This is a genomic window from Sphingobacteriales bacterium (assembly GCA_016711285.1).
Taxonomy (GTDB): domain Bacteria; phylum Bacteroidota; class Bacteroidia; order Chitinophagales; family UBA2359; genus JADJTG01.
The window spans coordinates 194,989-218,592 of record JADJTG010000017.1 but is presented as its reverse complement, the minus strand read 5'-3'; the positions used below and the strand labels follow the sequence as shown (position 1 = coordinate 218,592).

The 23,604-nt window shown below is 42.1% G+C and carries 15 protein-coding genes; 12 read left to right on the top strand and 3 right to left on the bottom strand.

Annotated elements, in window-relative coordinates:
- Nucleotides 1-7 precede the first annotated feature (7 nt).
- Together IPL35_16950 and IPL35_16945 are read left to right on the top strand one after the other, a co-directional pair.
- Nucleotides 8-5,323 carry a hypothetical protein gene (locus IPL35_16950; protein MBK8444979.1) on the top strand — a complete coding sequence of 1,772 codons (5,316 nt, stop codon included), beginning with the start codon at nt 8-10 and terminating at the stop codon, nt 5,321-5,323.
- Entirely contained in the window at nt 5,295-11,126 is a 5,832-nt protein-coding gene (locus tag IPL35_16945; GenBank protein MBK8444978.1) for a T9SS type A sorting domain-containing protein, read from the top strand. The genes IPL35_16950 and IPL35_16945 overlap by 29 nt, the downstream gene beginning before the upstream one ends.
- 141 nt (nt 11,127-11,267) lie before the next feature.
- Here the strand turns inward: IPL35_16945 and IPL35_16940 are convergent, their stop codons facing one another.
- Nucleotides 11,268-11,738, bottom strand: a complete 471-nt coding sequence (locus IPL35_16940) for an IS630 family transposase (protein MBK8444977.1) — start codon at nt 11,736-11,738, stop codon at nt 11,268-11,270.
- Nucleotides 11,739-11,811: 73 nt separating this feature from the next.
- Nucleotides 11,812-12,222: a hypothetical protein gene (locus IPL35_16935; GenBank protein MBK8444976.1), complete on the bottom strand. Its 411-nt coding sequence runs from the start codon at nt 12,220-12,222 to the stop codon at nt 11,812-11,814.
- Nucleotides 12,223-12,798: 576 nt separating this feature from the next.
- Between IPL35_16935 and IPL35_16930 the strand changes: the two genes are divergently transcribed.
- The 3 genes from IPL35_16930 to IPL35_16920 all read left to right on the top strand — a co-directional run bounded on the left by IPL35_16930 (nt 12,799) and on the right by IPL35_16920 (nt 15,850).
- Nucleotides 12,799-13,260 carry a hypothetical protein gene (locus IPL35_16930; GenBank protein MBK8444975.1) on the top strand — a complete coding sequence of 154 codons (462 nt, stop codon included), beginning with the start codon at nt 12,799-12,801 and terminating at the stop codon, nt 13,258-13,260.
- Between the two features lie 8 nt (nt 13,261-13,268).
- Nucleotides 13,269-15,347: a hypothetical protein gene (locus IPL35_16925; GenBank protein MBK8444974.1), complete on the top strand. Its 2,079-nt coding sequence runs from the start codon at nt 13,269-13,271 to the stop codon at nt 15,345-15,347.
- A 170-nt stretch (nt 15,348-15,517) separates the two neighbouring features.
- Complete coding sequence (locus tag IPL35_16920) at nt 15,518-15,850, top strand: hypothetical protein (GenBank protein MBK8444973.1); 333 nt, start codon at nt 15,518-15,520, stop codon at nt 15,848-15,850.
- Between the two features lie 166 nt (nt 15,851-16,016).
- Here the strand turns inward: IPL35_16920 and IPL35_16915 are convergent, their stop codons facing one another.
- A complete protein-coding gene (locus IPL35_16915; protein ID MBK8444972.1) occupies nt 16,017-16,472 on the bottom strand; it encodes a transposase in 456 nt (151 codons plus the stop codon).
- Between the two features lie 477 nt (nt 16,473-16,949).
- On the opposite strand from IPL35_16915, the gene IPL35_16910 reads away from it, so the two are divergent.
- The 7 genes from IPL35_16910 (at nt 16,950) to IPL35_16880 (ending at nt 23,552) form a co-directional block, all read left to right on the top strand.
- Nucleotides 16,950-18,014 (top strand): hypothetical protein, encoded by a 1,065-nt coding sequence (locus tag IPL35_16910; protein MBK8444971.1) that lies wholly within the window; start codon nt 16,950-16,952, stop codon nt 18,012-18,014.
- Nucleotides 17,933-18,649, top strand: a complete 717-nt coding sequence (locus IPL35_16905; protein ID MBK8444970.1) for a hypothetical protein — start codon at nt 17,933-17,935, stop codon at nt 18,647-18,649. The genes IPL35_16910 and IPL35_16905 overlap by 82 nt, the downstream gene beginning before the upstream one ends.
- Before the next feature lie 126 nt (nt 18,650-18,775).
- The gene (locus IPL35_16900; GenBank protein MBK8444969.1) at nt 18,776-19,222 is read left to right on the top strand and encodes a hypothetical protein; all 447 of its coding nucleotides are present in this window, start codon (nt 18,776-18,778) and stop codon (nt 19,220-19,222) included.
- Nucleotides 19,206-21,878, top strand: coding sequence for a hypothetical protein (locus IPL35_16895; GenBank protein ID MBK8444968.1), 2,673 nt, complete (start codon nt 19,206-19,208; stop codon nt 21,876-21,878). Before IPL35_16900 ends, IPL35_16895 begins: the two co-directional genes overlap by 17 nt.
- A 100-nt stretch (nt 21,879-21,978) precedes the next feature.
- On the top strand, nt 21,979-22,359 hold the full coding sequence (locus IPL35_16890; GenBank protein MBK8444967.1) for a Crp/Fnr family transcriptional regulator: 381 nt from the start codon (nt 21,979-21,981) through the stop codon (nt 22,357-22,359).
- Complete coding sequence (locus IPL35_16885; GenBank protein MBK8444966.1) at nt 22,338-22,589, top strand: Crp/Fnr family transcriptional regulator; 252 nt, start codon at nt 22,338-22,340, stop codon at nt 22,587-22,589. The genes IPL35_16890 and IPL35_16885 overlap by 22 nt, the downstream gene beginning before the upstream one ends.
- Before the next feature lie 240 nt (nt 22,590-22,829).
- A complete protein-coding gene (locus IPL35_16880; GenBank protein MBK8444965.1) occupies nt 22,830-23,552 on the top strand; it encodes a pirin family protein in 723 nt (240 codons plus the stop codon).
- Nucleotides 23,553-23,604: the final 52 nt, after the last annotated feature.

Here is a 23,604-nt window from a genome sequence, read left to right as displayed (position 1 = left end):
AGTAGATTTGACGGCATTGGAGCCGGTAGGTTATGTAGGTGGGGTATGGACAGACGGTAGTTCGTTGTTGTTAGCAGATGCTACGGCAGCGGATCCTACGATAGGACCATTTACTTATACGTACACCGATGCGACTACCAGTTGTGTGGATACAGCAGTAGTTGCCTATACGATAAATGCGTTACCTGTGGTAACGATAGCCGACCAGACGATATGTGCAGATGTTACGACAGTAGATTTGACTGTATTGGAGCCGGTAGGTTATGTAGGTGGGGTATGGACAGACGGTAGTTTGCCTGCAATTGCTGCTGTGGGTACAAGCCCAACGGTTTGTTCAGGAAATGATGGTTACATCACTATTTCTGGTTTAACGGCGGGCGATTCATATACTGTTAGTTATACAGGCAGTGTAGGAACACCTGCTTCTGGAATATCCGCTAACGCAGATGCTTCAGGAGAAATAGTAATTACGGGCTTGGTATCGGGTACATACACAAATATTTCTGTAATAGACGATGCAACTACTTGTTTATCAAATGTGGTGGCAAGTATAAGTTTAATAGATCCGAATGCACCGGCAGCACCGATAGCTTCAGGAGCTACCTATTGTTCAGGTGATGTGATCGCTGATGTTACAGCTACAGGTGCGGTGGGAGCTACATTCACTTGGTATAGCGATGCAGCACTGATGACAGTAGTAGATAGTGATGCAGCGTGGACACCATCAGGTACAGTGGGTACAGAAACAGTATATGTTACACAAACAGTTGCGGGTTGCGAAAGCGCAGCCACACAAGTGGATATTGTAGTGAATGTTTGTGATTGTACACCTACAGATATTTGTTCAGGAACGGATTTGGTGATTACTAAAACGGGATATTCTACAGATCCGGGCTTTGCATTGGTATTGTTATTAACTGATGCGAATGGTATCGTTCAACAAACTTCGGGTGATGTAGTTGCAACCGGAACTTATACTTTCAGTACAACGAGTTTATTAACGGGTTCTACCTATAATATATATGCGTTGAGCTATGATACAACGAATCCTCCATCACCGCTTACTATTAATGTTGGTGATGATGTTGATAACATAGGTACAACAATGGTGGGCTGCTATAACAGTAATTTCTTATCAGATAGAATTTGTTATACTGTTATATCCTGCTGTGAGGCTAATGTAACAGATATTCCTGATCAAGCAATTTGTGAAGGAAATGACCCTGCTTTGGCATATATCATTTCACCATTTGGCGGAATTTTTGGACCTGCTCCTACACCTGAGTCAGATTACAGCTATATATTCTATTTAACAGACCCTGCGGGTAATATCCTCCAAACAGATGGATTATCACCAGTTGCGTTTAGTTCTGCATTAACCAGCCATACACCTGATTTTGACTACTCCGCATTAGCGGCAGCTTCAAGTCCTTATCGTGTTTATATCGTGGTATATAACAATACACACGGTGGATTGAGTGCAGCTACTAATGTAAATAGCTTGACATTAGCTGATGGTGATTTGTGTTTGGAAGCAGATTACTCTACTTTAACCATCTATGCAAATCCTGTATTGACGGATCAAGTAGTAGATTTGTGCCCTGATACTGATTTTGGAACGACATCTGTTGTAGATTTGACTACACAGGAAACAGCAATGGGAGCATCAGGCGGAGTTTGGTATTCAGCAGGATTTATATCTGTTGCTGATCCTACTGCTGTATCAGTTGCAGATGGAGATGTATATACTTATATCTATACAAATACTAATAATTGTGCTGATACAGCAACAGTTACTTATAATATAGGTGTTTGTTGTACTGCCAATGTTACCGATATTCCAGATCAAACTCTTTGCGAAGGTTCTAATCCTTCTTTAGCTTATGTCATATCTGCTTATGGTGGAATTTTCGGACCTCAACCTACACCAACAGCCGATTACAGTTTAGCATTCTTCTTGACAGATGCAGCAGGTAATATTATTCAAGTAGATAGCAACTCTCCTGTTGCCATTACATCTACTACTCATACTCCTGCTTTTGATTATAGTAGTTTGACAACTGCCGTATCTCCTTACAGAGTGTATATTGTTGCTTATAATAATACACACGGTGGTTTATCTATTCCATTGTCAAATAATATCAACGATATTACCTTGGCAGATGGTAGTTTGTGTTTAGAAGCTGATTATTCAACAGTGAATATCACCAATAATCCGGTACTTGCTGATTTGAATCCTGAAGTATGTGAAGATGTGGTGAATACTTTGGAAGCTACCGTTGATTTGACTACATTGGAAGGTGCTATTGGTGCTGCCGGTGGAGTTTGGTCTATTGGTGCCATTGCTATAGCAGACCCAACAAGTGTGCTTGTAGCAAATGGTCAAGTATTTAACTATACTTACAGCACAGCGCAAAGTTGCTCTGCAACCGCAACTGTTACTTATACAGTGTACCCACAAGCAATTGTAAATGCAGGTGGCGATGCAACAGTATGTTATGAACAAGATTTTGTTTATTTAACTGGTGCTTCTATCGGAGGTGGTGCAACTACTGCTTATTGGCAGATTGTATCTACAACCGGTACAGCAAGTGCAATGTTATCCAGTTCTTTACCTACCACTGATCCTGCTTCTATTTTGTTGATGAACTTCAGTGGTTCTGGTACAATTACATTAGAATTGACTACCAACGATCCTGTCGGACCTTGTCCTTTGGTGACAGATCAAGTAGTAATTACGGTAAGTACGCCAATGGTGGCTACAGTTACTTCTACTCCGACAGAATGTGGAGCGAATACAGGAAGTATAACTGTTACTAATGTAAGTGGTGGAAATGGAAGTTATCAATATTCTATTGACGGCGGCTCTACTTATCAGGTAAGTGCTTCATTCAGTAATTTACCGGCAGGTAGTGGTACTGTTACTATCCAAGATGCTTTGGGTTGTACTGTAGATTTACCTTACAACGTAGCCGATCCTACAGGGGCTACTGTTAGTGCAAGTAGCACAGATGTAACTTGTAATGGAGCTACAGATGGTACAATCACTGAAACAGGCAATGGAGGTAGTGGTTCATTTGCTTATATGCTTGGAGCTACCAGTAATACTACCGGTATATTTAGTGGATTAGGTGCAGGTAATTATACCATTGATGTAATGGATATTATTACAAAATGTACTTATCAGGCAAATGTAACCATTGGTGAGCCAACTGCTTTAATAGTTGATGCTGATGCCCTCAGCCCACTTTGTGCAGGACAAACCGGCTCTATCGTAGTGGTAGCAGTAGGTGGCACAGCTCCTTATACTATTCAATTAAATGCCTTGGTGCCAGTAGTGGCTAATTCTTATGTATTTAATAACTTAACAGCAGGTACTTATAGCATTACTGTTACTGATGACAATGGCTGTACTGTTAATGTAGGTCCTATTGATATTGTAATACCTGCTGATGTTACAGCAAGTGCAAATGCTACTCCGATTACATGTAATGGAGGCACTTCCACTATTACTGTGACAGCTTCGGGTGGTACAGGTTCTTTGTCTTATGCTTTAGATGGCGGTATAGCACAGGCTACTAACATTTTCAGTAATGTAAGTGGTGGTTCTCACAGTATTGTTGTAACAGATAGTAATGGTTGTACACAAGATGTATCTATTACTATTAATGAACCTACGGCAATAGTAGCGAGTGCAGTATCGGGCGATATTTTGTGCAACGGCGCGACTACGACAATTACAGTAAGTGCAAGCGGTGGCACTAGTCCTTTGAGTTACAGTTTAGATGGCGGCGCATCACAAAGCAGTTCAATATTTATGAATGTAAGTGCTGGCAGTCATCAGATACGCGTGAGCGATGCAAACGGATGCTACACAGATATCTTGTTGGACATCACAGAACCATCTGCTTTGTCAGCGAGTGCGAACACCGGCACGATATTGTGTAATGGTGGCACGACCTTGTTGAATGTATCGGCGAGTGGTGGCAGTGGCAGTTTGGAATACTCCATCAACAATGGCGGCATTTACAGCACGAACAGCAGTTTCAGTGTAGGTGCGGGCAGCTATGATGTAGTAGTACGTGATGATAATGGTTGTACTTATGTAGTAGGCGCAGTGGTAGTGACCGAACCTGCGTTATTGAGCTTGTCAGCGAGTGCGACAGCAGTAAGTTGTAATGGTGGCATGAGCACGATTACAGCGAGTGCGACAGGCGGCACAGGTGTATTGACCTATACATTAGATGGTACCACCTCCAATACTACGGGCATATTTAGTGGAGTGAGTCTGGGTACACACACGGTAGAAGTAGTAGATGGAAATGCTTGCAGCGACGAAACTACTGTATTGGTGAGCGAACCTACGGCAATAGTAGCGAGTGCAGTATCGGGCGATATTTTGTGTAACGGTGGCACTACGACAATTACAGTAAGTGCAAGCGGCGGCACCAGTCCTTTGAGTTACAGTTTAGATGGCGGCGCATCACAAAGCAGTTCAATATTTATGAATGTAAGTGCTGGCAGTCATCAGATACGCGTGAGCGATGCAAACGGATGCTATGTAGATATATTGTTGGACATCACAGAACCATCTGCTTTGACAGCGAGTGCGAGCACCGGCACGATATTGTGTAATGGCGGCACGACCTTGTTGAATGTATCGGCAAGTGGCGGCAGTGGCAGTTTGGAATACTCCATAGACAATGGCGGCATTTACAGCACGAACAGCAGTTTCAGTGTAGGTGCAGGCAGCTATGATGTAGTAGTACGTGATGATAATGGTTGTACTTATGTAGTAGGAGCAGTGGTAGTGACCGAACCTGCGTTATTGAGCTTGTCAGCAAGTGCGACAGCAGTAAGTTGTAATGGTGGCACCAGCACGATTACAGCGAGTGCGACAGGCGGCACAGGTGTATTGACCTATACCTTAGATGGCACCACCTCCAACACTACGGGCATATTCAGCGGAGTGAGTCTGGGTACACACACGGTAGAAGTAGTAGATGGAAATGCTTGCAGCGACGAAACTACGGTATTGGTGAGCGAACCTACGGCAATAGTAGCGAGTGCAGTATCGGGCGATATTTTGTGCAACGGCGCGACTACGACAATTACCGTAAGTGCCAGCGGAGGTACTAGTCCGTTGAGTTACAGTTTAGATGGCGGCGCATCACAAAGCAGTTCAATATTTATGAATGTAAGCGCAGGCAGTCATCAGATACGGGTGAGCGATGCAAACGGATGCTACACAGATATTTTGTTGGACATCACAGAACCATCTGCTTTGACAGCGAGTGCGAACACCAGGCACGATATTGTGTAATGGTGGCACGACCTTGTTGAATGTATCGGCGAGTGGTGGCAGTGGCAGTTTGGAATACTCCATCAACAATGGCGGCATTTACAGCACGAACAGCAGTTTCAGTGTAGGTGCGGGCAGCTATGATGTAGTAGTACGTGATGATAATGGTTGTACTTATGTAGTAGGAGCAGTGGTAGTGACCGAACCTGCGGCATTGAGCTTGTCAGCGAGTGCGACAGCAGTAAGTTGTAACGGCGGCTTGAGCACGATTACAGCGAGTGCTACAGGCGGCACGGGTGTATTGACCTATACCTTAGATGGCACCACCTCCAATACTACGGGCATATTCAGTGGAGTGAGTTTGGGTACGCACACGGTAGAAGTAGTAGATGCGAATACTTGCAGCGACGAAACTACGGTATTGGTGAGCGAACCTACAGCAATAATAGCGAGTGCAGTATCGGGCGATATTTTGTGTAACGGTGGCACTACGACAATTACAGTAAGTGCAAGCGGCGGCACCAGTCCTTTGAGTTACAGTTTAGATGGCGGCGCATCACAAAGCAGTTCAATATTTATGAATGTAAGTGCAGGCAGCCATGAGATACGCGTGAGCGATGCAAACGGATGCTACACAGATATTTTGTTGGACATCACAGAACCATCTGCTTTGTCAGCGAGTGCGAACACCGGCACGATATTGTGTAATGGTGGCACGACCTTGTTGAATGTATCGGCGAGTGGTGGCAGTGGCAGTTTGGAATACTCCATCAACAATGGCGGCATTTACAGCACGAACAGCAGTTTCAGTGTAGGTGCGGGCAGCTATGATGTAGTAGTACGTGATGATAATGGTTGTACTTATGTAGTAGGAGCAGTGGTAGTGACCGAACCTGCGGCATTGAGCTTGTCAGCGAGTGCGACAGCAGTAAGTTGTAACGGCGGCTTGAGCACGATTACAGCGAGTGCTACAGGCGGCACGGGTGTATTGACCTATACCTTAGATGGCACCACCTCCAATACTACGGGCATATTCAGTGGAGTGAGTTTGGGTACGCACACGGTAGAAGTAGTAGATGCGAATGCTTGCAGCGACGACATTGTGGTATTGGTGAGCGAACCTACGGCAATAATAGCGAGTGCAGTATCAGGGGTTATTTTGTGTAACGGCGCGACTACGACAATTACCGTAAGTGCCAGCGGAGGTACTAGTCCGTTGAGTTACAGTTTAGATGGCGGCGCACCACAAAGCAGTTCAATATTTATGAATGTGAGTGCAGGCAGTCATCAGATACGGGTGAGCGATGCAAACGGATGCTACACAGATATTTTGTTGGACATCACAGAACCATCTGCTTTGTCAGCGCGTGCGAACACCGGCACGATATTGTGTAATGGTGGCACGACCTTGTTGAATGTATCGGCGAGTGGTGGCAGTGGCAGTTTGGAATACTCCATCAACAATGGCGGCATTTACAGCACGAACAGCAGTTTCAGTGTAGGTGCGGGCAGCTATGATGTAGTAGTACGTGATAGCAATGGTTGTACTTATGTAGTAGGCGCAGTGGTAGTGACCGAACCTGCGTTATTGAGCTTGTCAGCAAGTGCGACAGCAGTAAGTTGTAATGGTGGCACCAGCACGATTACAGCGAGTGCGACAGGCGGCACAGGTGTTTTGACCTATACATTAGACGGTACCACCTCCAACACTACGGGCATATTTGCTGATATAACAGCTGGTACACACCTTGTAGAAGTAGTAGATGCTAATAGCTGTTCTGATCAAATTACTGTAAATATTACTCAAAATAGCGATTTGGCTGTTGATGTAGTATTTAGCCCTATTGCTTGCAATGGTGGTTTCAGTATTGTTAGCATTGCTGCTACAGGTGGAGACGGTAGCTATGCTTACTATTTAGATGGCGTTGTCGGTAGCTTTGTTTTCTCTAATGTTGTTGCCGGAACTCACACTATTCAAGTACAAGATGGGCAAGGATGTACAGCATCTCAAACTATTAATATTACAGAACCTTCTGCTTTGAATATTATTTCCGATGTAATGCCAATTGCTTGTTATGGTGGTTCTACTACCGTTACAGTAAGTGTAAGTGGTGGAACAGGAACTTTATCTATTACACTTGACGGTGTTTCAGGTAATGGCATATTCAGTGGTATTACAGCGGGAACTCATAGTATTGTAGTAACTGATGAAAATGGATGTACAACTAATGCTACTGTTGATATTACAGAACCCATACAGTTAATTGCATCTGCTTCAGCAGCAGCGGTTTCTTGTAATGGCGGCACTACTACAATTGTGGTAGTAGCGAGTGGAGGAACAGGTAGTTATGAATACAGCTTGGATGGTGGTACTTTCCAATCATCTAATAGTTTTGCCAATATAAGTGCAGGAACTTATACGGTTGAAGTACGCGATGTAAATGGCTGTTTAGCTACAGATGATATAATAATTACAGAACCAAGTGCCTTAGTAGCATCTGCGGTTGAAGGTAGTGTAGATTGTAATGGCGGCACAACAACAGTAACAGTGAGTGCAACAGGCGGTACAGCACCGTACAGTGGCACAGGCACATTTACAGTAAGTGCAGGCGCATACAGCTATACAGTCACCGATGCCAACGGTTGTACATCAACGGTAAGCGGTACAATTACACAGCCAAGTGCCTTGGTAGCATCTGCGGTTGAAGGTAGTGTAGATTGTAATGGCGGCACAACAACAGTAACAGTGAGTGCAACAGGCGGTACAGCACCGTACAGTGGCACAGGCACATTTACAGTAAGTGCAGGTGCATACAGCTATACAGTCACCGATGCCAACGGATGTACATCAACGATAAGCGGTACAATTACACAGCCAAGCGGTGTAACAGCTTCTGCTATTTCCGGTACTATCGCTTGCTATGGCGGAACTACTACGATCACTGCGAGTGCAAGTGGTGGCACAGCACCTTATCAATATAGTTTAGATGGTGGTACTTATCAATTATCTAACCAATTCTTTGGTGTAGAAGCTGCTAACCACGTTGTAACGGTTCAAGATGCTAATGGTTGTGAATCTGCTGATTTCAACATTACAGTTACTGAACCTGCTTTATTGACAGTAGATGCCACAGTAGCAGCTACTATTACTTGCTCGCAAACAACCGTACAATTAACGGCAACGCCTTCTGCTGCTGTTACTTCTTATAGTTGGGTAGCAAGCAATGGTGGTAATATTGTGAGCGGTGCAAATACAGCAACACCTCTTGTAAATGCGGCGGGAACTTATGCTGTAACAGTGACGAATGCGAATGGTTGTAGCGATACAGATGCCGTACAGGTACAAGCATCGTTGGCACAGCCGGGCGCAGTTGCTGATGTAAATGCTCAAATTACTTGTACCAATGCTACGGTGACATTAAGCGGAAGTTCTTCTACTATAGGTGTTACTTATAGCTGGACAGGTCCTAACGGCTTTACATCTGCGGCTCAAAACCCGAGCGTAAGTGTAGCGGGTACATATACTTTAACGGTGACAAACCCAACTAATGGTTGTTCTTCAACAGATGCAGTGACAGTAACACAAGATCTTACTGCACCAGCAGCTGTTATTGACGGTATATCTGAAATTTGCGAAGGTGAAACAGTTACTTTGAGTGTAGATGCAGCGCAAGATGCTGAAATCGTTTGGAGTACTGGTGAAACTACTAGTTCCATCGCAGTTCAACCCACTGAAACCACTACTTATACTGTAAGCGTAACGGCTGCAAATGGTTGTGTTTCAGAAGGTGAATTTACTATTACTGTAAATGAAAATGATGGTCCTTTGTATTTTGATATTCCTGATTATTGCGCAGGTACACCGGCACCGGCTCCTGTTGGTTTCGGATTTGAAGAAGGCGGTATTTATTGGTTAGATCCTGCTGTTAATGACGGAGCTTATATTGATCCTGTAACCGGTATTATTTATAATGGTGTAGCCGGAACTACTTATGGCGTAAGCTATGATACTCCGGTTCCTTGTCAAGAGGGTTATCACGCTTTTGTAAATGTATTGGATTGCGGACAAGAATGTGCAAACGTAGTAGCAGGTGATTTGAATGACTTAGTGCTTTGTAATCTTGCCGATGGCACACCGGACTTGCCAACTTCAGGTGTAATTACACTTACAGGTGGTCAAGCAGGTGGTATATGGTCTATCAGCCCACAAACGGCAGCGTTTAACCCAAGTACAGGTATATTCAATGCTGCCGGAATGAACGCAGGTGTTTATATGATTACTTATGTAGTAATAAACCCTGATTTGCCGGGTCAAGTATGTCCTGATGCTATTGCTACGGCAACCGTAACTGTGTTGAATTGCACAAGTGGTGGCGGAGATGAATGTCCTTTGGTAACAGTAGATGCTACACCGGGCAATTGTCAAGCCAGCGGTACAAATGGCTCTATCAGCGGTCATATTTGGTATGATAATAATCAAAACCAAATACAAGATGCGAATGAAGCCAATGCAGCCAATATTATGGTAGAATTATACAATACGGCTACAAATACCTTGGTATCTGTAGTAGCTACCGGTAATAATGGTAATTATGTATTCAGCAATTTACCTGCCGGTCAGTATGATGTAAATATTGTAAGCGGTGCAGAAACGACTATTGACCAAACAATGTCGCCTGTAACAATTGGCTCTGCTTCTTCTTATGATTTACAAGTAGTCGTAAATACAGATGATATTACCAGTGGCAGCTTTATGGTATTGCTCAATGGTGCAAACTCCGGTATTTACAATTATAGCACTACAGGTACTCAAACTATCATTACTATTCCTAACTTACCTGCCGGTGCAGGTAGTGCAGTAGTGCAAATTGTGGATAATAATGGTAACTCTTGCAGTGTTTCGGATACTTATATGTTGCCGAACAACTGCCAAAGTGGTCCTGTAAGTGTGAACTTACTCACAGGTTTGTACGAAGCGGTGACACCTTGTATCTTTACAGTTGTATATACTACCGAATGTGTTGATAAAATAAACAATGCCTACACTGCTTATAAAGTAACTATTACTATCAACGGTGTGGCTAACGCTTCTTATACCATCGCATTACCGGGTAATACTACAGCTACTGTAACAGCAGATGCTAACGGTGTAGCCGTTTATTCTTCTGACCAAATTTATCCTTTGGGAATTACTCAGTTTGTAGTTACCGAAAACTCAGAAGGTTGTTCTCAAACTTTAGAGGTTGAAGAGTCTTGTACTGCGGTTACTGCCCTTGAATTGCTTCGTTTCTGGGGTGAAGTATTAGAGCCGGGTAATGAATTGTACTGGATTACTGCAACAGAAACCAATAACGACTACTTTATCTTAGAACGTTCAGTTGATGGTATCAACTTTGAAGCTATCGGCAATATCGATGCCGTTGGTGACTCACAAGTATCCAGCAGCTATCAGTTCTTGGATAAACAAGCTCCGCTTGGTATCAGTTACTATCGTTTGCGTGCCGTAGATATTTTTGGAGTCAATGAAATTGTTTCCACTATCGTGGCACTCACACGCGACAAAGCAGCTGAAGGTATTGTAAATGTAGGTCCTATTCCGACACACGACCAAATATTCATAGACTATATCTCTAATCAAGAAAACACCCTCGAAATTCGCGTTGTAGATGTAATCGGTCGCGTATTGCAGACCTTACAAGTACAGGCAAGTGTTGGTGTAAATCAATGGAATATAGATATGAGTGCTATGTCTGCAGGAGTTTACTTCATCGGTATCCACGATGGAACAAGAGCAGAACAAGTAGTACGCGTAGTGAAAGATTAATCCTATTAGTTTAAAATATTAAAAGCCTATCCCAAATATTTGGGGTAGGCTTTTTTTATCAATACATTTTTTTAAATCTGTTTTAAAAAAGTGTGTATTTTTCTCTATAATACAAATAAATATCTAATACCAAATAAACATCTAAAAGGCACAGTTTGTAAAAAGTTTCCAACCTGTAATGGATTGAATGATAACGTTACTCATATCGTTGATAATATCAGTGACTTTGGCGGAGAGTTCTTCCAGATCTTTGCAAATAATGTTAGCAGTTTTGCCCTTGATGAATCGCCATATCATCTCTGCGGGGTTTAATTCGGGAGAGTAAGGAGGAATAAACAACAGATGAATATTTTTAGGAATTACCAATTGTCGGCTGTGGTGAAAAGCACCATTGTCAAGTAGAATTATCTTGAATTCTTCAGGCTTTTGTACGGAGAGTTTATCTATAAATATTTGAAAGCAGACCGTATTACAGTAAGGCATTTCTAAGGTAAGATTGTCTCCGTTGATGGGGGAATAGGCACCAAAGAGATAGAAGTTTTGGAAGCGATGTTGGTAAGCTACGATGGGTTTTACGCCCTTTGCGGTAAGGCATCGTCTTATATTGGGCAATAACCCGACCCTGCTTTCGTCAGCAACATAAATATTTATACACTGGCAGCCTGAAAGACGAAACTCCTTATTTTTAATGCCTTCTGGCGTGTTTGATAAGTTTTTTTAAAAGTATCAACCGCCGCTTCGTCCTTTTTGATATGGCTTTTCTACCCACCTTGAGTTTTGTGCCAAAGTTTCGCTTCAGATACATCCTTACCGTATTGTATTGCTTTTCAATACCCAACTCCGACTTCAGCCACTGCTGTGCTTCTTTGTAGGTGCGCAACCCATTCTTGGGATCTTTTAGCTTTTGCGATATCCGCTCCTTGTCTGCTGTCTCGAGTTGGCTACGGAAATCACCACCTCTATTGTCCCTGAGCAATCCATCAAGTCCCTGCGATTGGTAAGTAGCTTTCCACCTGTTTATCGAACGCACAGAAGCCCCTGACTTGATGGCAAGAAGATGATTGTGGTGGATACCGCTTTGGATATTCATCAACATCTTTATTTTAGAAACGCCCTTCCTTTTGGCTTTTTATGTAGCTGTTTTAGGTAATCTGCTGACTCTTTTATGATAAGTTCTATGGGTAATGACATAATTACCATACCATAATAACTATGCCAAATAGTTGTTTTAATGGTATAAATAATATAGTGTATAAAGTCTTCTATTCTGTAATGATATGGGCTGATATTGTTACTAATATCAGCCACTCCAAATGTGAAAATGGAGTCTGTAAAACAACTATGCCAAATAGCTATTTTAATGGTATTACTTTAGATTATACGGGGTAGATGACGGCAATGGAGGGGCGGTACTACACCGACAGAACCGGGTTGCATACAACAAGCAACGAGAGACATAAACGTAGAAAGATGCTGTAATGCTGACAACGGAGCATTAGGAAACTAAAAAACAAACAAATAAAGAGATATAATATGTTGATAATGAACGTAATAAGATTTTTCATTATAGAAAACCTTATTATGTTCATTAAACTCATAAAAAATATACTATATTTGTTTTTAAAGTAAAAATATTATAATCTTATTTAAATAACCAAATTATTCAAAACAAATGAAAAAGTTAATACTTTCTCTTATGCTCGGCGGTATAGTGCTTACCTTGGGCAGTAGTAATGTGAGTGCGCAAGCAGAAAGAACAAAAGCCAATGTTGTATTGCCCACGAAAGAACAAAAAACTGCTGGTAAAAAAAGTGTAGAAACAACATCTGTTTCTCCAAAAAAACAACAAAAAGCAAATCCGGTTGTAACAGTGCTACCTGTTAATGCTAAAGCAAGCAGATGTGCTGTTACTTCATTACCTAACAGTGTAGGAACAACAACTATTCCTACAAAAAGAATTTTTTCTAATGAATACTTTACCTTATCTGAGTATAATGCATTAGATGCAAATAGAAAGGAAAAGATGAAAAATGACGCTGCCGTGTATGTGTATCCAGATGGATTAAGTTTGGAAGAAGCTGTATTACAAAGAAAACAAGGCGTAAAAAGTCTCATTACTTCACCCTCAAAATAATTTAAACTATGAAAAATATTATAACTATAGTTTTGACTTTGTTTTTATCTGCCGCTGCTTATGCACAATGTACTCCTGATGCTGCTTTAAATGCATGTACGAGCGGTGTTGATGCAGCTTTGGGTACGCTTTCCGGTGGCGAAAGTGGAACTGTTAGTGGTTTAGAGGGGGAGGGTTCTTCGGTTTCCTTTACGGCAGTTGCAGGTGCACAATATACTTTTGATATTTGTGGCAATTCTAACCCAGGAGACGATCCTGGAATAACAATTTTAGATGCAAGTACTTGTGCGCCGGCTTCTGTACCAACTCAAGTTACGGGTAATTTTAATGATGATGCTTGTGGAGTTTGGTCAGCGATTACCTTTACAGCCATTGCTGCCGGAAACTATGTGGTGTATATAACTCAATTTGGTTGTCTCTCTAATTCATTTATGGTGCCAGTTTCAATGGCTTATAGTGTTGTAGCCCCCCCACCCCCACCGCCCGCTTGTGGTGCAGGCAATCCTATTCCTTCAGATATTTGCTACACAGCCCCATCTATTACCAATCTCAATGGATTTTGTGGTACAACATTGGCTTCTTATAACGATGAGGGAGTTTTTTTTGGTGGTTGTGCAGGCTCTTATACTATTGAGAATAATTCTTGGCTGAAATTTACAGCTGCCCTCGAAGAGGTAGTAATTAATTATTGGATTACAGGAGGAGCTAGTTGTGCTAGTGGTATTCAATTAGCAGTAGTACAAGGTCCTTGTAATGGTGGTGGTATGTTTTCAGTTGCTTGTGCAAGTAACCCTACCGGCGGCATCGGCTCAACTGGAACTTTAAGTATAACTGGTTTAACACCAGGTCAAGATTACTATTTAATGATAGACGGCTATGCCGGAGATGTATGCGATTATGTATTTGGTGTAGAATCGGGGGTAGCCTTGAGCTGTGCTACCTGCGATGTAGATGCTTGTGCTACCAATCCGGTACAAACTGATTTTCCTACCTCAGAAACTAATTTCGGTGGCAATTGTTGGGACGCTATAGGAGCGGCTACCGCATCAGGAGATATAGTAGAGGCGCATATAGCAGGCACTAATACCGTATGTACGGATTTTGATGCTTCTGCCTTTCCTGATTTCATTGGCTTTGATGGTTGTATTTCGTATATAAATGAGAATGGAAGTACTGGTTTTCAAAATACAGCATTCGTTACTTCTGTCACATTGTACCAAGAAATTACTGGTTCCTGTGTAGCATTAGTACCAACGTCATACAATATCTATGGTCAGCCTGAGTTTGATAATAATGTTACTGCCGGTACAACTGCGGGAGATCCAGGCTCTTATGACCCTGCTATTCCAATAACCTATTGCTATACTTATACTTCCGATGGTACCGGTGCTGTCGGCGATGATGATGTTTCAGGAAATACTGCTGTAGCCTATGGTTGTACACAAGTTACCAATGTAGCGGCAGGTACCCAGTCTGCTTGTAATTCTGGCGATAATACCTATACACAGCAAATTACAGTGACATTAGCAAATAATCCTACAGGATTAACGGGTGATGATCAAATTAATATTAATGGTCAATCTTTCACCGTAACATCAAACCCTCAGACTTTTACGCTGACAGGATTAGTAGCGGATGGTAATCCTGTTACAGTAACAACCTACCTGGAGGTTAGTACCGGTTGTGAAAGAGTTGATGCGGCATTATTTACGGCACCGATTGCTTGTTCAGTAGCTTGCCCAACCACTACTGTCACTTGCGGCACCTCTACTACTACCTCACTTAGCGGTTCAGGTGCTTGGAACGTTACTTCTTGTGGTTTTAGTACACTCTTACAGGAGGCTATCTATGAGTTTACACCCACTACTACGGGTACACATACCTTACAAATAACGGCTGCTTCAGGTGGTTTTGCTGATTATTTTTACAAGGTAGCCGGTGGTACTTGTGACGAAACAGGCTGGACTTGTATTTATGATCTCAACTCAGTCGCAACAGTTTCTTTCGGACCACTTACGGCAGGTACCACCTATTGGATTTTATTAGATAGTGAAACTGCCACGCTATCAGTCATACTTGGCAAATAAATTGCCCCGCTCCACCACCTATTTGTCCCTCCACTGCCGTCACTTGCGGCACCTCTACTACTACCTCACTTAGCGGTTCAGGTGCTTGGAACGTTACTTCTTGTGGTTATACTACACCCGGACAAGAGGCTATCTATGAGTTTACACCCACTACTACGGGTACACATAACTTGCAAATAACGGCGGCCGCAGGTGTTTTTATTGATTATTTTTACAAGGTAGCCGGTGGTACTTGTGACGAAACAGGCTGGACTTGTATTGGTGATATCATCGTACCCGCAACAGTTTCTTTCGGACCACTTACGGCAGGTACCACCTATTGGATTTTATTAGATAGTGAAACTGCCACGGCTATCAGTCATACTTGGCAAATAAATTGCCCCGCTCCACCACCTCTGCCACCTATTTGTCCCTCCACTGCCGTCACTTGCGGCACCTCTACCACCACCTCACTTAGCAGTTCAGGTGCTTGGAACGTTATACCAAATATATGTACTAAATAGTCCAATCAAAATATTGAAAAACATAGTCAAAACTGCATATATTCTTAACCTCATTTGAAGTTAGATTTTGACAAGTTTTTGTAATAAAATCACTCACTTGATTTAAAGAACTGCATAAAATATTTGTAAATGATCGTTTAAATTTCCACCATACTTTTCTGCAGGATTAAGTTCCAAGCGAGTATGGAGGAAGAAAAATCATTCCTATATTTTCAGGAATATTTAGTTTTTTAGCCTTGTGAAAGGCAGCATTATCCAAGACTAAAATTTTATATTCCGATGGTCTATGTTTTGATAATTCATTCAAATAAACTTGAAAAGTTTGTGCATTGCATAAAGACATTTCCATCAAGAAATTATCCCCATCCAAAGGGGAAAATGAGCCAAAAAGATAGGTAGATTTAAAAACTTGATGGTAAGGACAGATAGGTTTTATTCCTTTTGAAGTAAGTATTTTCCCATTTCTTGTAAACATTCCAAATCTTGATTCATCTTGAAAATATAGATTCACTGTTTTGTATGGGAAACTTACTGAAAGTAAAAGGTTTATACACTTTTGATGGAAGTTTTTTAAAAGCCTCCACTGCCTTTTCTTCTTTTTGACATGACTTTTTTCGGGCAACTTTTATTTTGGTATTAAAGTTTCGTTGTACATATTTCACCAAAGTAATATACTTCATATCTTTGTGTAATTCAGTATTTACCCAGTTTAGTAGTTCTGTATAACCTACAATTCCATTGCTGGGGTTGGTCAATAATTTTCTAATTGCTCTCGTTCATTGTCCTTTATAATGGAAGGTTTAAAACCAATTCTTCCATGTTTAAAAACGCATCTAAGCCTTCTTTGCATAGATATTTCTCCATTTTAATACGGTGTTATGATTTATTCCTGTTAAATCAGAAACTTCTCTTTTTGAAATTCCGTATGCTCCTGCTTTTTAACACAATAAGAATATTTATTCTTTTGCAATAAGTGGAATACTACGCCTTTGTAAAGATTTAAGTTCTTTGATTGTTTCTTTGATTTGAATAATTTTAGGAAAAGACATATATAAATATTTTATAGTTCAAAATTAATAAAAAATCCATTTCGTAAATATTGGACTATATCTGTTTTATAGATGGTATTACTTCTTGTGGTTTTAGTACACCCGGACAAGAGGCTATCTATGAGTTTACACCCACTACTACGGGTACACATAACTTGCAAATAACGGCGGCCGCAGGTGTTTTTATTGATTATTTTTACAAGGTAGCCGGTACCTGTGACGAAACAGGCTGGACTTGTATTGGTGATCTCAACTCAGTCGCAACAGTTTCTTTCGGACCACTTACGGCAGGTACCACCTATTGGATTTTATTAGATAGTGAAACTGCCACGGCTATCAGTCATACTTGGCAAATAAATTGCCCCGCTCCACCACCTCTTGCCTGCGGAGAAACTTCTGACCCTTATTGTTATTCAACAGCTAATACATTAGAGGCAGTTAGCACCAATATTTGCCCGAATGCTTCTTCAGATATTATCACCCTTACATTTTTACAGGGAGTAGTGGAAGACACTTATGACGAGCTTTATGTGTATTCCGGTGCTACCGGTACAAGTAGTGACCCGCAGGTTCCTTTAACAAACTACTCCATCAATAGTTATTATGGTACGGCAGGCGACTTAACCGGACTTACGGTTACAGCTATTAATCCCGGTGACTGTGTAAGTGTGTATGTGAACACTGATGATTTAGTTAACTGCTCAGACTCAGTATATAATCCTATTATCTTTTCAGTTGCTTGTCCTGCTTGCCCCGATTTATCTTCGGCTGCACCGATGGTAGAAATTACGAATAGCACTTGTTCTACTGTAGGAGGTACTCCTTCCGGTGGCTCTATCAATGCACCTGCCACTCCTTGCCCAAGCGGGTCGTCTATTCAATACTCTTTGACCAACAATGGAATGGATTGGTCTGCGTCTTCGCCTGCTTACGATCAAGATGGACCTGCTCAGACGGTTTACACACGTTGTTTGTGCGGATTAGACGGTTCTACGGCAAGTCCGGCTTCTAGCTTAGCTACTGTTCCGGGTACTTGCCCTGTGCCAGCTTTACATTTAGTATTACCGACCCTTGCTCTTGCAATAATGACCAGCCTGCCGATAATGCGGCTTTAAATGGAGTAGGTTCATTTACAGAAACAGTAACTGCGGACATCGGAGCAGGCGCAGCAGGTGCTGGTTTGAGTATTTATATAAGTGTTGTCAGTGCGCAGACAGGAGCTGTGGTGCCAACAGGTATTGCAGTTGGTGATTTATTGACAGATAATGGCGATGGCACATACTCTATCTCATTTACGCATTTTGATGGCAACGGATATACAATAGAAGTATCTTGGGATCAGGACAATGATGATAATCCGGCTACAGGTACTCAACAGGTAATAGGAACTGAGAGCAACCGTTGCGGTTATCCATCTGCGAATATAGCTGCTTTAGGACCTTTCGATAATTGTGCCACACAAGCTGATGTGGCATTGTCTGCGCTTATTGTTGATGGTGGCGGAATCGGTGCTTCTGTTTGGGGCGGAACCGGCGTAAGCGGTACTAATTTCAATCCTTCCGGCTTGGCAGTAGGTACAGCAACCATTAATCTTACTTATACAGGAGCCAATAATGGAAATGTTTCTCCTGATAGTGGAACTACCGTGGTATATCCCGGTTGTCAGGCAACTTCTACCGAGAATGTTACTATTACAGCTTGTCCTCCTCCTCCTTGCAACACAGACAACGGAAACTGGACTACCCCTTAATAGTCTTGCAACAAAGTCCTTTATTTTGTTTTTATAAATAAAGGACTTTGTCATGACTTTCTAAAGGTATTTTTTTTAAAACAGTTTAAAAAAATGTGTATTTTTCTCTATAAAAACCAAAAAACAATGAATAGAAAAACTTTAAAACTATGGATATGCCTGCTGATAATAACGATGTCGTCTGTCCATCAAACCCTTTCGGCACAGCAGCACGGCAACACGTCTAATATATCTGCTTTTAATACCCAGAGTGAGGCTTATCTTGCGTTGGGGCATATTGACGAAACAAAACCGCAAACTTTTAATTATAACGAGACTCCCAAATTTGCTTTGGGCAAGCGCAACGCCAAATTTTGGCATCATCTCAATGCCGCTCAAATGTTGCTGTTGGAACAATACCAAGTGCCTAAATATATTTCTTACGGAATGAAACATTTAGAGCGGGATATTATGCAATATCAAAAAGCAATGGATATGTGGGATAAGAATAATATTGCTAAAAAAGAGGAAATTATCAGCCAATTAATTAACCTGCAAACACCCCCTGCTACTAAAGATGAAAACGACAAATAAAATATTACTCCTTGCGGTGATTATCTGTTGGAATACGCTTATTTCATTTGCACAGGTAAATAATAATTGCAGTGGGGCAATTATGCTCACAGCAAATGCTCCTTGTGTCAATGGTACTACAATAGGCTCTACTGCCGATGGTCCCGGCGATTGCGATTGTTGTTGTTTTTTGGGCATAGGTGCGGGAAATTTATGCGTTGAAAACGACCACGATGTATGGTATAAATATACTTCGGTCAGTACTGCTGCTATTACAGTAGAAATTACCGGTGTTTCTGGTGGTGGTGCTACCGACTTGGGCATTACAATTTGGGCAGGTTCTTCCTGCTCTGGTCCTGCTCCTGATAATGAATTGGTATGTGTAGATGATAATGGCGATGGCGGAAATGAATTGGCAGATATTACGAGTGGTATATCGGTGGGCAACAGCTACCTTATCCGAATAGCAGGCGATGGCGCATCAGATGTAGCTGATTTCTGCATCAGAGTTTTACAATCAGCCGACAATCCTTGCGAAGCCTTTACACAACCCATACAAGATGGCTGCAATAATGTGTTGGCGATTACACGCTATAACGTAAGCGGCTCTACATCTACTTTCTCAGATGCTTCTACTCCCTGCGCTTATGATGGCAGCAACGACGTGTTTTTTAAAGTGGTAGCTCCTACCAGTGGCTCATTTACTACATTTGTCAATGATTGGGGCGATTATAATATTATAACGCAAGCTAATCTCACCGCTAATCTGTACGAAGGGGCTTGCAACAGCCTCAGTATTGCCGGAGCTGCCGAAACTGTAAACGGAAATGCCGGAATGGATAATCCTGCTACAAATGATTGTATAGATGTTTCACAAGGGTTGTTTAATGATGTCAATAACGGTCCTTTTATTTTTGAAAATCTTACACCCGGGCAGGATTATTATGTGCGTGTTACGGAAGAAGACGACCAATCAGCTTGGGTGGAATTGGCATTTCAGGAAACTTTGTTGGAAGATGTGTGTGTTGATGCTCAGGAATTATCCGGTACAGGCTGTAATTATAGTGCCAGCGATGTAAATGAGCCGGACGACAACAGTTGGACGGGGCAGGCACATTTAGATGGTACAGATGTAAATGGTGATGGCATTGCCGATGATATTGGCAATTGCAATACAAATTGGTACAGCAATGAAAATATGGTGTGGTATTATTTTGATATTACTAACTACACACCGCAGCCTATTACTATCACAGTAGAAGATATTGACTGTGATAATACCGGCGGTGGGCAGCTGCAAATGGGAATCTGGCGTGAAAACGGCGCAACTTGTGCTCCAACAGGTGGAGCTACTGCTGCCAACGGCTTGGGCGGTATGATTCCGGTGGGCTGCAATGTGGGAACTTCCGGTGCTTTAAGTATTACCTTGCCCAACAATATGCCCAACGACCGCTATTATTTAATAATGGACGGTGATGCGGGGGCGCAATGTACATGGAAATTTGTGAGCTTACAACTACTTGCACCTTGTCCTCTCAGCGATTTTGTGGTGGGTGCAGCCGAAGCCCTGTGCAGTGGCGATACACCTGTATTACCGCAAGCAGGCGTTGATTATACCATTGCCGACCCTGACGGAACTTTATTTGGAGCAGTACAATGGTTTGATGACACAGACCCCACTACTGCCAATGTTTATACTCCGGTTGTTGTAACACATAGCGGAGCAGATAATTGTGCTGCCGATGCCGTACAAAGTGTATATGCTTTTGTGCAGTGCGATACCGACCTCAATGGGGTATTTGATATAGCGGCGGGCGACTCGTGGGTACAGGTAGCTCAACATTCGTATCAGGTGTATCCTGCAATACAAAACATTACTCAAAGTGCTTCATCTTGCAGCAATACGGTTACGGCGGCTTGCAACGATATATTGGGAACTGCTACTTCGCCTACGGGTGGTGCTGCCATTGCCAACTGGAACGCCGCTACCGGCATTTATACAGCACAGCCCGGCGATGCCGCGGGAACGCTGCAAATAACAGTGACTTCGGGTATTGCAGGTTATCCTTGCGGCACTTCTGTTCAATCTATTAGTACACCTGCTTGCGCTGCTTTGCCCGTCTGCCAAATTTCGTCTATGTCGGTGAGCAGTACCACACCTTCTTGCAATAATGATGGTACTTATTCTTTTACGATTAATACGGTAGGAGGTCCTGATGCTTCGGTTACGCTTGCTGCTTCGGCGGGAGGCACACAAAGTGGCACATTGCCTGCTACCACAGCCAATGCTGCTACTACTTACACTTATGCTATTGGTACAAATGCTACCATCACAGTCAATGACAGCCAGTCATTGTGTAGTTTTGGTCCTTTTAACATTACATCACCTGCCGCCGACAATGTTGCTATTGATTATCAGCAGCAAGAGGGCGATTGCAATACGGCACCGAATATTATATTGCCGGCAGGCTATACTTGTGTGTATGAGTTTTTGAGCGGTACTTTTGCCGGTACTACGGGCAGCGGTGCTACTGCTGTCTATCCGGCGGGTGTGGTGAGTGGAAATAGTGGTGTGGTACGCTTTACAGTAACAACACCTTGTGGTTTGACCAATACGGTAGATGTCAATTTTATTTGCGTGGTATGTGATTCTAATGCCGGAATTTGGGATAATTAATCTTTTTATTACATAATATGTTTTTTATAAAGAGCGATGACAAATTAAATTTTGTTGTCGCTCTTTTTTTATTTAAAATATCAAAAAAAAATGCTGTGATATGTTTTCTTCTATTCGTGCCTATATACAAACCTGTACACAACTTAGCGAAGATGAATTTTTGTTTTTTGAACGGCGATTGAAGCATAAAAAGATTCCTAAAAAAACATTTTTATTACAACAGGGCGAGGTATGCAATTTTGAAGGTTTTATTATAAAAGGCTGTATAAAAACGTATTTTATTGATAATAACGGATTTGAAGTGATACTGACATTTGCCACCGAAAACTGGTGGGTGAGCGATATGATGAGTTTTTCGGAGCAAAAACCGAGTAAGATGTTTATAGAAACACTGGAAGGCACGGAATTACTGATGCTCACGCTGACTAAAAAAGAAGCGGCATTACAAAAATTCCTGCTTTGGAACGTATGTTCCGCTTGATGTTGCAACGCCATGTGGCTTCCTATCAAGAGCGTATTTTTGCCGGTATTGCCTTGAGTGCCGAGCAACGTTATGATCTTTTTCTGCAAAAATATCCATATTTGCCCTTGCGTATCCCGCAGCACCTCATTGCTTCGTATTTGGGTATATCGCCGGAATTTTTGAGCCGTCTGCGAAAAAGAAAATTGTATAAAAATACACTTTCCCCTCCAAAACCTCCTATTTCTTGAACTACATCAATGCCAATAGGGTAGTAGAGGGTATATTTTTGCACTGTCTTTCTTATCATTCAAAAAAAATATTATAATCTCGTGGACAGAAAAGATTTTTTAAAAAAAGGATTATTGGGAACAGGGATTTGGGTGGCTTCTGAAAAACTCGCTCCGCTTTTTTCCAATAATATTGATGAACTGAAAGATTTGGAACTACTCGGATTTAATCATATTCCTTATACAAATTCAACAGATACTATGGCAAACAGTGTATTACACCAAGCGCACACGAGAGGCAGTGCGCAATTAGGTTGGTTAGACAGCAAACATACTTTTAGTTTTTCGCATTATTACAACCCCGAACGTATGCACTTCGGCGTGTTGCGCGTGCTCAACGATGATACCGTAGCGGCAGGAAAAGGATTTGGCACGCACCCGCACGATAATATGGAAATCATCTCTATTCCTTTGGAGGGCGATTTGGAACACAAAGACAGTATGGGTAATACGACAGTAATCAGGCACGGCGATATTCAGGTGATGAGTGCGGGTACGGGCATTACTCACAGCGAATACAATAAAAATAAAGACCGTGCGGTTAAATTTTTACAAATTTGGTTGTTTCCGAATCGCCGCAATGTAGCACCGCGCTACGACCAAATAACGCTCAATGCAAGCGACCGCCACAATCGTTGGCAGCAGGTATTATCGCCGAATGTTGATGATGCGGGCGTGTGGATACATCAGGAGGCGTGGTTTTATTTGGGTAGGTTTGACAAAGATTTTTCTACCACTTACATGCTTAATCGCAAAGAAAACGGCGTATATGCCTTTGTGATAAAAGGAGATGTGAGCATCAATGGGCAAGCACTCCGTGAGCGCGATGGTTTTGGATTGTGGAATATTGAGCAATTATCGCTCAAAGCCGACTCGCAAGATGCCGAAGTATTGTTAATGGAAGTACCGCTGATGGCGCATTAAATATTATTTTTCTGTAAACCTGCTATCTTTACCGAACTTTTATACGGCAATA

Excerpts from the sequence above, each read along its gene's own strand:
- IPL35_16935 (MBK8444976.1), bottom strand. The coding sequence starts at position 12,222 with ATGTTGATGAATATCCAAAGCGGTATCCACCACAATCATCTTCTTGCC.
- IPL35_16930 (MBK8444975.1), top strand. The coding sequence starts at position 12,799 with ATGAAAAAGTTAATACTTTCTCTTATGCTCGGCGGTATAGTGCTTACC.
- IPL35_16925 (MBK8444974.1), top strand. The coding sequence starts at position 13,269 with ATGAAAAATATTATAACTATAGTTTTGACTTTGTTTTTATCTGCCGCT.
- IPL35_16900 (MBK8444969.1), top strand. The coding sequence starts at position 18,776 with ATGAATAGAAAAACTTTAAAACTATGGATATGCCTGCTGATAATAACG.
- IPL35_16895 (MBK8444968.1), top strand. The coding sequence starts at position 19,206 with ATGAAAACGACAAATAAAATATTACTCCTTGCGGTGATTATCTGTTGG.
- IPL35_16890 (MBK8444967.1), top strand. The coding sequence starts at position 21,979 with ATGTTTTCTTCTATTCGTGCCTATATACAAACCTGTACACAACTTAGC.
- IPL35_16880 (MBK8444965.1), top strand. The coding sequence starts at position 22,830 with ATGGCAAACAGTGTATTACACCAAGCGCACACGAGAGGCAGTGCGCAA.